At 65.2% G+C, this 10,357-nt stretch carries 11 protein-coding genes; 3 read left to right on the top strand and 8 right to left on the bottom strand.

Going from position 1 to position 10,357, the window contains the following annotated elements; genetic code table 11:
* Positions 1 to 131: 131 nt before the first annotated feature.
* From ACVOLI_RS19280 to ACVOLI_RS19260, 5 genes are all read right to left on the bottom strand, one after another.
* Positions 132 to 809 carry an HAD family hydrolase gene (locus ACVOLI_RS19280; protein ID WP_481615613.1) on the bottom strand — a complete coding sequence of 226 codons (678 nt, stop codon included), beginning with the start codon at positions 807 to 809 and terminating at the stop codon, positions 132 to 134.
* On the bottom strand, positions 809 to 1,516 hold the full coding sequence (locus ACVOLI_RS19275; protein ID WP_481615612.1) for a pseudouridine synthase: 708 nt from the start codon (positions 1,514 to 1,516) through the stop codon (positions 809 to 811). The genes ACVOLI_RS19280 and ACVOLI_RS19275 overlap by 1 nt, the downstream gene beginning before the upstream one ends.
* Positions 1,513 to 2,571 carry a class I SAM-dependent methyltransferase gene (locus ACVOLI_RS19270; protein ID WP_481615611.1) on the bottom strand — a complete coding sequence of 353 codons (1,059 nt, stop codon included), beginning with the start codon at positions 2,569 to 2,571 and terminating at the stop codon, positions 1,513 to 1,515. The genes ACVOLI_RS19275 and ACVOLI_RS19270 overlap by 4 nt, the downstream gene beginning before the upstream one ends.
* A gap of 94 nt (positions 2,572 to 2,665) precedes the next feature.
* A complete protein-coding gene (locus tag ACVOLI_RS19265; RefSeq protein WP_481615610.1) occupies positions 2,666 to 2,971 on the bottom strand; it encodes a DUF3247 family protein in 306 nt (101 codons plus the stop codon).
* A 52-nt stretch (positions 2,972 to 3,023) separates the two neighbouring features.
* On the bottom strand, positions 3,024 to 5,042 hold the full coding sequence (locus tag ACVOLI_RS19260; RefSeq protein WP_481615609.1) for an ATP-binding response regulator: 2,019 nt from the start codon (positions 5,040 to 5,042) through the stop codon (positions 3,024 to 3,026).
* A 184-nt stretch (positions 5,043 to 5,226) separates the two neighbouring features.
* Between ACVOLI_RS19260 and ACVOLI_RS19255 the strand changes: the two genes are divergently transcribed.
* Positions 5,227 to 5,796 carry a DUF3016 domain-containing protein gene (locus ACVOLI_RS19255; protein WP_481615608.1) on the top strand — a complete coding sequence of 190 codons (570 nt, stop codon included), beginning with the start codon at positions 5,227 to 5,229 and terminating at the stop codon, positions 5,794 to 5,796.
* 272 nt (positions 5,797 to 6,068) lie between these two features.
* On the opposite strand, the gene alr is transcribed toward ACVOLI_RS19255, so the two are convergent.
* Both alr and ACVOLI_RS19245 read right to left on the bottom strand, forming a co-directional pair.
* Positions 6,069 to 7,145 carry an alanine racemase gene (gene alr / locus ACVOLI_RS19250; protein ID WP_481615607.1) on the bottom strand — a complete coding sequence of 359 codons (1,077 nt, stop codon included), beginning with the start codon at positions 7,143 to 7,145 and terminating at the stop codon, positions 6,069 to 6,071.
* Positions 7,145 to 8,410: a D-amino acid dehydrogenase gene (locus ACVOLI_RS19245; protein ID WP_282272146.1), complete on the bottom strand. Its 1,266-nt coding sequence runs from the start codon at positions 8,408 to 8,410 to the stop codon at positions 7,145 to 7,147. The genes alr and ACVOLI_RS19245 overlap by 1 nt, the downstream gene beginning before the upstream one ends.
* Positions 8,411 to 8,560: 150 nt before the next feature.
* Here ACVOLI_RS19245 and ACVOLI_RS19240 point away from each other — a divergent pair, with 150 nt between their 5' ends.
* Positions 8,561 to 9,040 carry a winged helix-turn-helix transcriptional regulator gene (locus tag ACVOLI_RS19240; RefSeq protein WP_057626761.1) on the top strand — a complete coding sequence of 160 codons (480 nt, stop codon included), beginning with the start codon at positions 8,561 to 8,563 and terminating at the stop codon, positions 9,038 to 9,040.
* 260 nt (positions 9,041 to 9,300) lie between these two features.
* On the opposite strand, the gene ACVOLI_RS19235 is transcribed toward ACVOLI_RS19240, so the two are convergent.
* Entirely contained in the window at positions 9,301 to 9,702 is a 402-nt protein-coding gene (locus ACVOLI_RS19235; RefSeq protein WP_481615606.1) for a classical arabinogalactan protein 4, read from the bottom strand.
* Between the two features lie 123 nt (positions 9,703 to 9,825).
* Between ACVOLI_RS19235 and msrB the strand changes: the two genes are divergently transcribed.
* Positions 9,826 to 10,293, top strand: coding sequence for a peptide-methionine (R)-S-oxide reductase MsrB (gene msrB / locus ACVOLI_RS19230; protein WP_481615605.1), 468 nt, complete (start codon positions 9,826 to 9,828; stop codon positions 10,291 to 10,293).
* Positions 10,294 to 10,357 lie beyond the last annotated feature (64 nt).

Here is a 10,357-nt window from a genome sequence, read left to right as displayed (position 1 = left end):
GAGCCATGCTCGGCAAGGGGCTTTACCGGTAATGCCAATGCCGAGCATGGCTCGGCACTACAGGTGAAGCGTTTGGCTGCAGCATTCCTGGTACAGCCTCTGCCGAGCATGGCTCGGCACTACAGTGAGGCCTAGGCCGCGCTTACCGGCAGCCATTGCTGCAGCAGCTCGCGTACGTCATGCAGCGAGGCGGTGATGTGGTGACCGTAGCCGCGCACTTCTTCGTCCGGCTCCAGCAGGTCCGGAATCTGGATGGTGGTCATGCCTGCGGCCAAGGCCGCGCGCACGCCGGTTGGTGAATCTTCCAGCGCCAGGCAATGTACGGGGGCGATGCCCAAACCGTGCGCGGCGTGCAGGTAGATATCCGGGGCCGGCTTGGAATGGGCAACATCGCTGCTGGTGGCAACGAACTGGAAATACTGCAACAGCCCGGCCGCCTCCAGCTTGCGCTGGGCCAGCGGTGAGCGGGTGGCGGTGGCCACCGCGCGCGGGATGTCATGCTCGCGCAGCAACTCCAGCAACTCGATGATGCCCGGCCGCAGCGGCACACCGGCATCGACGATGCCGGCATAGCGCGCATAGGCATCTGCCAGCAGCGCGTCGGTACGTTCCATGCCCAGCACGTCGGCCAGTTTCTGCCGGGTGGTGGCATCGGATGAGCCGATCAGGGACAGCAGCAGCGGGCGCGGCAAGGCATAGCCGTGCTCCTGCGCGGTCTGCTCCAGACAGCCCATCAGCGCACGCTCGCTGTCCAGCATCAGCCCATCCATGTCGAACACCAGCGCCTGCGGACGGGCCAGCAATTCCATCAAGCCTGCTCTCCAAACAGCACCGCCAGATCGGCGGCATCGAGCTGACGCCATTGGCCTTCAGGCAGATCACCCAAGCCCAGGCCGCCAATGCGCGAACGGTGCAGCGCCTGCACGTGGTTACCCACCGCAGCGAACATGCGCCGCACCTGGTGGTAGCGGCCTTCGTGCAGGGTCAGTCGCGCGGCGCGTGCGCCCAGCACCTCAAGTTCGGCGGGCAGCAAGGGCTTGTCGTCCGACTCCAGCAGCAGCGTGCCGCTGGCGAACCGGGCGGTCTCGCTGCCGCTCAGGTCTTCCGCCAGCTGCGCTTCGTAGACCTTGTCCAGCTTCGACTTCGGCGACACGATGCGGTGCAGCAGCTGGCCGTCATCGGTCATCAGCAACATGCCCGAGGTGTCGCGATCGAGGCGACCAACGCTGGACAGCACCGGGTCGCGGTCGCGAAAGCGTTCCGGCAGTAGCTCATAGATCAAGCGACCATGGTCTTTGGTGGAACAGGTGTAACCGGCCGGTTTGTGCAGCATCAGGATCAGGCCCGGCGGCGGGTCCAGCACTTCGTCATCGATGCGGATGTTGTCGTGCTCGACCTTGTCGTCGGCATACAGCACCTCGCCTTGCGCGTCGGTGATGCGGCCCTCGCGGAACATCTGCTGCACCTGCTTGCGGCTGCCGTACCCGAGGTTGGCGATGTGCTTGACCAGCTTCATGCGCGGCCCCGGGTACCGACGATGACCTTGAAACCATCGCGCTCGGCGGCCACCCGCACTTCACCGAAGCTCTCGGTGAGGATCTGCTCGTAGGGCAGATGGCGGTTGGCGACCATGAACAACTGCCCGCCCGGACGCAGCGACTGCGCAGCCACGGCGATGAAGCGGCGGCCGATGTCAGGCCGGTCTTCGCGCGCCGGGGTGTGGAACGGAGGGTTGGAGACGATGAAGTCGTAGCGACCATCGATGCCGGCGGTGACATCCTGCCAGCGGAAATCCAGCTTCACCTGCGCACCGACCTCGGCCAGGTTGTGGCGAGCCAGGGCCAACGCACGCGCCTCGGCTTCGTACAGATCCAGCGCGGTGACCTTGGGGCAGCGTGCCAGCACTTCGGACGACAGATAGCCCCAGCCCGCGCCCAGGTCGGCGCCGCGACCGGCCAGATCCGCCGGCAGCTGCTCCACCAGCAGCGCCGAGGCCGGATCGATGCGGTCCCAGGCAAACACGCCGGGGCGACTCAGGAAGCGGCCATCAACGATCTTGCGCGGTGCATCCAATGCGGACCAGCGCTTGTGCAGCGCCGCGTCGTGCTTGCCTTCGGCCGGCAGCGACCAGTAGGCGCGGCAGTGGTTCTTGGTCAGCGTGCCGCCCAGCCCGGCCAGCTGCTGCAGGTCGCTTTCGCCGGAGCGGGCGCCCTCGTTGTTGGACTGGCAGGCGAGGATGATGCCGCCCGGAGCCAGCTTGCCCAGCGCCTGCGCAAACAGCGCGCGGGCTTCGTCGCGCTGCCGCGGCGGCAACACCAGCACCAGCGCATAACGCTCGTCGGACTGCTCCAGCGCCTGCTCATCGCGCACTTCCCAGCCACTGCGCTGCAGCGCCTCGGCAAACGGGCGGAAGCTCTGCGAGCAAACCAGTTGGGTGCCGTCGGCATGCTCGCGCAGCGGCCAGCCGTCACGCGCGCGCAGGAACAGGACCGGCCCCTGCGGCCAACGCAGGCCAGCCTTGGAGAACGGGAGGAACAGGGTTTCCAACGGTGCGTCGTGCGGAGCAGGCATGCCGGTAATTCGTCTAGCAGGGCCGGCCATTCTACCGGGCCGGCCCCGGTCACCGGCCGCAGCCAGCTGAATGAGGCCTCACGCCCGCGCTGGATCAGGGTTCGGCGGCCGGCAGGTGCTGCACCTGGAGCACGCTGTCCAGCCACACCACATGCTGCTGGCAGGCCCGCAACAGGTCTTCCAGCCGCACCGTCGCGTTCACCCCGGGCTGCTCGTTGTGGTCGGCAAAATGCTGCAACGTCGGCTGCTCTGTAACGGTGCCAGCCACGCGACTGCCATCCTTGAGGACCAGCATGACCCGGGCCTGCTCCGGCAACTGGCCGAGCAAGGCCTCCAGCGATGCGATCAGCATCGGGTCCGAATAAACATGCGGCGCGTACAGGGGCATGACAGCGTCCATGGGTGAACGCCGTCACAGTAGCGTTTTTCCGCGTGAAATCCGTGCAAAGATTTCAGCGTGGCAGGCGTGCGTCGCGGATAGCCGAAATCAGCTGCGCCACGCTGTACGGCTTGGCCAGATGCCCCTGGAACCCAGAGGAAAACGCACGCCGCCGGTCGTCAGCTCGGGCCAGCGCGGTCACCGCCACCGCTGGCAGCTCATCGCCGCCGACGCCCAAGGTCTCGCGCAGGGTGTGGATCAGGCCGTAGCCATCCATGCCCGGCATGCCAATGTCGCTGATCAGCACGTCGAATGCGGTATGTCCGCGCAGGTCCAGCAGCTCCAAGGCTTCGGCAGCGGTGCTGGCTGTAACCACCGACGCGCCCTGCTCTTCCAGCAGGCGGCGGATATAGCCCAGCATGTCGACCTGGTCTTCCACCGCCAGCACGCGCAGGCCCTGCAGGGCATTGGGCACCAGTACCTGCTCACCGATGCGGCCGCGCTGCACGCGCCGGCGCGGATGGTTCGCCGCCTTCTGCGCTTGAAACTCCGGCAGGCGCAGATGGAAGGTGGCGCCACGCCCTGGCCCTTCGCTGGCCGCCGAAACTGTACCGCCATGCAGCTCGGTCAGCTGCTGGACGATGGCCAGGCCCAGCCCGAGGCCACCGTGGCGACGGGTAGTGGTGCTGTCGGCCTGACTGAAGCGGCTGAACAGGTGTTCCAGGAACTCCGGCGCGATGCCGTCACCGTCGTCCTTGATCTGCACCACCAGATGGCCGGCTTCGTGCTGCAGGCTGATCTCGATCCGCCCTTCAACCGGGGTGAACTTGATCGCGTTGGACAAGAGATTGCCGAGTATCTGCTGCAGACGGGTGGCATCGCCAAGCACCGGCTGCGGCAGCTCCGGCAGCTCCAGCACCACCGTCTGCGCCTTGCCTTCGGCCACCAGCTCCTGCGCACGCACCGCTTCACGCAGCTGCTCGGACAGGTCCAGCACTTCCACTTCCAGCTGCACCTTGCCCAGCAACATGCTGCTCAGGTCGAGCATGTCCGACATCAGGTTCTTCTGCGTCATCGCGCTGCTGGCGATCACTTCCATGCCACGGCGCATCGGGTGATCGGCCTCCATGCGTTGCAGCAGCAGCTCGCTCCAGCCCAGCACCGTGGTCAGTGGCGTGCGCAGCTCATGCGACAGGGTAGCGAGGAATTCATCCTTCATCCGCGCCATGCCTTCGGCGGCGTTGCGCGCCACACGCTCGGCGGTGAGCAGGTCTTCGCGTGCCATTTCGATTTCACGGCGCTCGGTGATATCCGGGCTGTTGCCCGCCAGGCCGATGAAGCGGCCATCGGCCGAAAAACGCGGTACCGCGTTCATTTCCAACCAACGCCATTGTCCATCGTGGCGGCGCACGCGGGTATTGGCGTGCAGCTCGGTGCGGCCGTTCAATGCAGCCTGCAATTCGTACTCGAACGAGGCACGTTCGTCCGGATGCAGAAGGCGCTGCCAGGGGTCCGGCCCCAGGTCCTGATCAGCCGGCAAACCGAAGAAAGTGAAGAACGCGGTATTGACGAAGCGCAGCTGGCCGCGGTCATCCACCACCCAGACCGGCATCGGCAGGCCGTCGGCCAAGGCGCTGAAACGCGCCTCGCTTTCGGCCAGCTCGGTTTCAATCCGCTTGCGTGCGGAGATATCAAAAAGGAACACCGCTACCTGGTGTTTGTCGGGCTTGCCGATGCGTACCGCCTCCACCGAATACCAGCGCGACGGCTCCGACACCTGGCGCTCGAACTGGCTGATCCCGCCCTCGCTGACCACCCGCCCAAAGGCCTGGAACCAATCCGCCTCCATCGCCGGCACCACCTCGCTGGCGCGCCGACCGGTGACATTGCTCAGGCCGGTGACCTTCTGGAAACCGGCATTGACCTTGCGGTAGATGAAATCCACCGCGGTGCCCTGTTCAAACACCAGCTCGATCACGCAGAAGCCGCTGGCCACCGCATTGAATACCTCCCGATAGAGGCTGGAGCTTTCCAGATCCTCTTCGTCCAGAGACAGCAATGACAGGTGTGAGTCCGGGCTGGGGGCAGGCATTGTCGGAGAGGAGAAATGGCGCGGCGAAGAGGGATACGTGCCGCCCAGTCTGGGCGACAAACCATCCACAGCCTGTGATGATGAACCATCGCGCAATCCGCTGCTGCGAACTGGCGCCGGGTTCATTGCAGCGTGGGGGTGTGGGCCTCACACTTCCATCATCAAAGTCCATCAGGAGCATGTCATGAAAACACTGACCGTTACCGGACTTGTCCTGGCCTGCCTGCTGGCTGCCGGCGGTGCCGATGCCAAGCCGCGCACCGTATCCGATCCCGAAGCGCCGCATGCCCTGAGCGTCGAAGGTCCAGTACAGGTGCAATGGACCGATCCGACACAGTTCACCGAGCTGCGCTACAGCCGCAACCGCTGGGACGCGCAGCGGGGCAACTGGGTGGAGGATCTGGCCGAACACCTGCGCAAGCAGGCCAGCAAGCAGCTGCCGGAAGGGCAGAAGCTGGACGTGACCATCACCGACATCAAGCGCGCTGGCGACTACGAGCCGTGGCACGGCCCGCGCCTGGATGACATCCGCGTGATGCGCGACATCTACCCGCCGCGCATCACACTGCAGTTCACCTTGACCGATGCCAATGGCCAGGTCATCGACCAGGGCGAGCGCAAGCTCTCCGACACCGGTTATCTGCTCAACAGCAGCCTGCCCAACAACACCGACCCGCTGCGTTACGAAAAGCGCCTGCTCAATGACTGGGTACGCCGCGAACTGCAGAGCGATCGCAGCACTGCCGGTTTGTAATTCGCAACCGCGTAGATAGGAAACAGAAAGGGCCGCAATGCGGCCCTTTCTGCTTCACCTGTAGTGCCGAGCCATGCTCGGCAGACGCTCTACCGGCTCGCTGAAACCCGTGGGAGCGGCGTCAGCCGCGAAGCTGGCAGCAATGAAGCTGCATGCAACTCTGCGATCGCTTGGGTTGCCAAGCTTCGCGGCTGACGCCGCTCCCACAAATGCAAAATGCAAAATGAAACGGGCCGCGACGCGGCCCGTTTCATTCATTGCACCCGGCAACCTCACGCCGACAAATACACCCGCGGCGTGCGCTTGAGGCTGCACGGCAAACGATAGGCGCTGGTATTGCAGCGCGGCGCCAACTCGGAAATGGTCGGCGCATTGCCCCACAACTGCACGATGCTGCCACGTGCTGCCTGCGGGTGATCGCTCAGGTCCACGGTCAACATGTCCATCGATACACGACCAATCAACCGCCCCGGCACGCCATCGATCAACACCGGCGTGCCATTCGGCGCGAACTGCGGATAGCCATCGGCGTAGCCCATCGCAACCACGCCTACGCGCGTTGGCTTTTCAGCGACAAAACGCGCGCCATACCCCAGCGGTTCGCCGACGGCGAGTTCGCGCACCGCGATCACCCGCGACTGCAGGGTCATCACCGGACGCAGCTGCGCGGCATGCGGGCTGGGCTGTGGATACAAGGGATCTGCGCCGTACAACATCAGGCCCGGACGTACCCAGTCACTGCGCACATCCGGCCAGCCCAACAAGGCCGGCGAATTGCACAGACTGGTTTCGCCGGCCAAGCCTTCTGTCGCACGAACGAAGACATCGAGCTGCTCGCGGGTGCGGTTGCTGTCCAGTTCATCGGCACGCGCCAGGTGGGTCATCAACACCAGCGGGCCGACCTGCGGCAGTGCGCTCAGGCGCGCATGCGCGTCGCGGAACTCTTCTGGCGACAGACCCAGCCGGTGCATGCCGCTGTCCAGCTTGAGCCAGATACGCAGCGTGGCGTCGGTCTTGAATGCCTCCACCGCCTCCAGCTGCCACGACGTGGCCACGACCACCCAGAAATCATGCTCGACGATCAACGGCAGCTCGGCCGCGTCGAAGAAGCCTTCCATCAGCAGGATCGGGCCACGGATGCCGGCCTGACGCAGCTCCAGCGCTTCTTCGATGCAGGCCACACCAAAACCGTCGGCCTCGTCCTGCAGCGCGCGGGCGCAGTTCACCGCGCCATGGCCATAGGCATCCGCCTTGATGATCGCCAAGGCATTGCCACCGCCGAGCTGGCGGGCCAGCCGGTAGTTGTGGCGCAGTGCGTCCAGGTCGATCAGTGCCTGTGCCGGGCGCATCAGTGCTGGCCCTTGCCGTAGCGGAAGATATCCAGGCCTTCGGTGCTGATCTGCGGTTGCTTGCCGCTCATCAGATCGGCCAGGTAACGACCGGAGCCGGCCGCCATGGTCCAGCCCAGGGTGCCGTGGCCGGTATTGAGGAACAGGTTGCGATACGGCGTTGCGCCGATCACCGGGGTGCCATCCGGGGTGGCCGGGCGCAGGCCGGTCCAGAAGCTGGCCTGCGACAGGTCGCCGCCATCCGGGTACAGGTCCTTGACCACCTTCTCCAGCGTGGCGCGACGGCGCGGCTCCAGCGACAGATCAAAACCGGCCACTTCGGCCATGCCACCGACGCGGATGCGGTCTTCGAAGCGGGTGATGGCGATCTTGTAACTTTCGTCGAGGATGGTCGAATTCGGTGCCATCGCTGCGTTGGTGATCGGCAGGGTCAGCGAGTAACCCTTCAGCGGGTACACCGGCAGCTGCATGCCCAACGGTGCCAGCAGCTGCGGCGAATAGCTGCCCAACGCCAGCACGTAGTGGTCGGCGGTCTCCAGCTTGCCGTTGATGCGTACGCCGGTGATGCGGTCGCCATCGGTCTGGATCGAAGCGATGTCCTGGTCGAAGCGGAACTCGACACCGGCCGCTTCGGCCAACGCCGCCAGCTTGGTGGTGAACAGCTGGCAGTCGCCGGTCTGGTCTTCGGGCAGGCGCAACGCGCCGACCAGCATCTCGGTCTTGCCGGCCAGCGCCGGCTCAACCCGGGCAATGCCCTGGCGGTCCAGCACTTCGTAGGGCACGCCGTATTCGCGCAGCACCTCGATGTCCTGCGCGGCGGCATCCAGCTGCTGCTGGGTGCGGAACAACTGGGTGGTGCCCAGCTGGCGACCTTCGTAGTCGATGCCGGTGGCGGCGCGCAGCTCGTTGATGCAATCGCGGCTGTAGTCGGACACCCGCACCATGCGCGCCTTGTTGACCGCGTAGCGGGCCGAGGTGCAGTTGCGCAGCATCTGCCACAGCCAACGGTACTGGGCGATGTCGGCGGTGGGGCGGATGGCCAGCGGCGCATGCTCCTCGAACAACCACTTGATCGCCTTGAACGGCACGCCCGGCGCGGCCCACGGCGAGGTGTAGCCGAACGACAGCTGGCCGGCATTGGCAAAGCTGGTTTCCAGCGCCGGGGCCGGCTGCCGGTCCACCACGGTGACCTCAAAGCCGGCCTGCCGTAGATACCAGGCACTGGTCGTGCCGATCACACCGCTGCCAAGCACCAGAACGCGCATTTTCATTCTCCGGACCACATCATTCCCTGCGCACGGGACGGCAGGGGCTAGGAACGGCGCAGTATATTCAGGGTCAGCCAGTTGTTTTCCCTGTATTAGCTTGCCGAATCAGGTTATTTTCCCACTTCGTTCATCAAAAACAGAGCCGCCATGGCCACCCGCAGCCGCGAACTGGACAAGATCGACCGCAAGATCCTGCGCATCCTGCAGCAGGAGGGGCGTATCTCCTTCACCGAGCTGGGCGAACGCGTCGGCCTGTCGACCACGCCCTGCACCGAGCGCGTGCGTCGGCTGGAGCGCGAAGGCGTGATCACCGGCTACTACGCACGGTTGGACCCTTCCTCGGTCAAGGCCAGCCTGCTGGTGTTCGTGGAGATCAGCCTGGCCTACAAATCCGGCGACATCTTCGAGGAATTCCGCCGTGCGGCGCTGAAGCTGCCCAACGTACTGGAATGCCATTTGATGTCCGGCGATTTCGATTACCTGCTCAAGGCACGCATCAACGAAATGGCCTCCTACCGCAAGCTGCTCGGCAGCACCCTGCTGACCTTGCCGCACGTACGCGAATCCAAAAGCTACATCGTGATGGAGGAAGTAAAAGAAACCCTCTGCCTGCCAATAGCAGAGTAGTGCCGAGCGGTACGCCCCCTCCCTTTGGCCGCAGGCCAAGGGGAGGGCTGGGGAGGGGTCGCTTCTGGCGTTGGCTTGAAATGCCTCCTGCCGAGCATGGCTCGGCACTACGCCCCCTCCCTTTGGCCGCAGGCCAAGGGGAGGGTTGGGGAGGGGTCACTTCTGGCGTTGGCTTGGAATGCCTCCTGCCGAGCATGGCTCGGCACTACACGGACGCTCTTCGGTAGAGCCTCTGCCGAGCATGGCTCGGCACTACGGTGCTAGCGCGTGCCTGCTGGCGGCGGCACTACCTGCTGCCCAACACCACTGGGCACGGTGTCGTAATAGCGATTGGTGCGGGTATCCAATACCCGGCCGGGGCTGGTCTGCCGCATCTCCGGCGCCGGCTGTCCCTTGCTGTCGTAGATCGGACGCACGGTCTGCGCTGGCTGGCTGATCGGCTTTGCTTTCGGCGCTGGCTTGGGCTGGGCAGCCGGCCGTGGCGGCAGCGGCCGTACTTCTTCCTGTCGCTGGTCGGATGGCACCGTTGTCGACGGCCGCGACGGCGGCGGCAGCGTCACCGGGCGGGTAGCAGTCGGCGACGGTGGCTGCTGTAGCTGCGCCTGCGCCGAGAGCGGCGCGATCGCCAGCACTGCCAGCGCCAGATATGTCATCCGTTTCATCGACATCTCCCGTTGCTCGACCAGCCGAGCATGCGCCGACACGGCTTGCGCCACCATGAATGCGCCCTTGGACTGGCCACTGCCCGCCCCTACCATTGATATCTGCCCCACGGATGCCGCGCCATGACTGCTTTCGACCTGAACCCTCCCAGCACCACCCAACGTGATGCCCTGATCGCCGGGCTCAGCAGCGAAGAACAGCGCGTGCTGCTGCATCACGGCACCGAGGCACCGTTCTGCGGCGTGTTCCTGGATAACAAGCGCGACGGCGTGTACTGCTGCCGCCTGTGCGCGCTGCCGCTGTTCCGTTCCAGCACCAAGTTCGACTCGGGCACCGGTTGGCCGAGCTTCTTCGCACCGTTCGATCCGGCCCATGTGCGCGAGATCCGCGACATCAGCCACGGCATGATCCGCACCGAGATCGTCTGCGCACGCTGTGGCAGCCATCTTGGCCATGTATTCCCGGACGGCCCGCCGCCGACCTTTGAACGGCATTGCCTGAACTCAGTGTCGCTGGGCTTTGTCGAGAACGGCCAGCCGTACCCGGACCCGCTGCAGCGTGGCGGAGCCGAGGCACAGCCCGCAGCGTAAGCAAGCGCGTCACCTGTAGTGCCGAGCCATGCTCGGCAGAGGCTCTACCGAAGAGCGTCCGTGT

Source organism: Stenotrophomonas sp. STEN029 (assembly GCF_056760015.1).
Note: the sequence above shows the minus strand (reverse complement) of the source record. Positions and strands in the feature narration are given on the sequence as shown.

Coding starts and splice junctions, on each gene's coding strand:
- ACVOLI_RS19280 (WP_481615613.1), bottom strand. CDS start 809: ATGGAATTGCTGGCCCGTCCGCAGGCGCTGGTGTTCGACATGGATGGG.
- ACVOLI_RS19240 (WP_057626761.1), top strand. CDS start 8,561: ATGGCCACCCGCAGCCGCGAACTGGACAAGATCGACCGCAAGATCCTG.
- msrB (WP_481615605.1), top strand. CDS start 9,826: ATGACTGCTTTCGACCTGAACCCTCCCAGCACCACCCAACGTGATGCC.
- ACVOLI_RS19275 (WP_481615612.1), bottom strand. CDS start 1,516: ATGAAGCTGGTCAAGCACATCGCCAACCTCGGGTACGGCAGCCGCAAG.
- ACVOLI_RS19270 (WP_481615611.1), bottom strand. CDS start 2,571: ATGCCTGCTCCGCACGACGCACCGTTGGAAACCCTGTTCCTCCCGTTC.
- ACVOLI_RS19255 (WP_481615608.1), top strand. CDS start 5,227: ATGAAAACACTGACCGTTACCGGACTTGTCCTGGCCTGCCTGCTGGCT.
- ACVOLI_RS19260 (WP_481615609.1), bottom strand. CDS start 5,042: ATGCCTGCCCCCAGCCCGGACTCACACCTGTCATTGCTGTCTCTGGAC.
- ACVOLI_RS19235 (WP_481615606.1), bottom strand. CDS start 9,702: ATGAAACGGATGACATATCTGGCGCTGGCAGTGCTGGCGATCGCGCCG.
- ACVOLI_RS19245 (WP_282272146.1), bottom strand. CDS start 8,410: ATGCGCGTTCTGGTGCTTGGCAGCGGTGTGATCGGCACGACCAGTGCC.
- alr (WP_481615607.1), bottom strand. CDS start 7,145: ATGCGCCCGGCACAGGCACTGATCGACCTGGACGCACTGCGCCACAAC.
- ACVOLI_RS19265 (WP_481615610.1), bottom strand. CDS start 2,971: ATGGACGCTGTCATGCCCCTGTACGCGCCGCATGTTTATTCGGACCCG.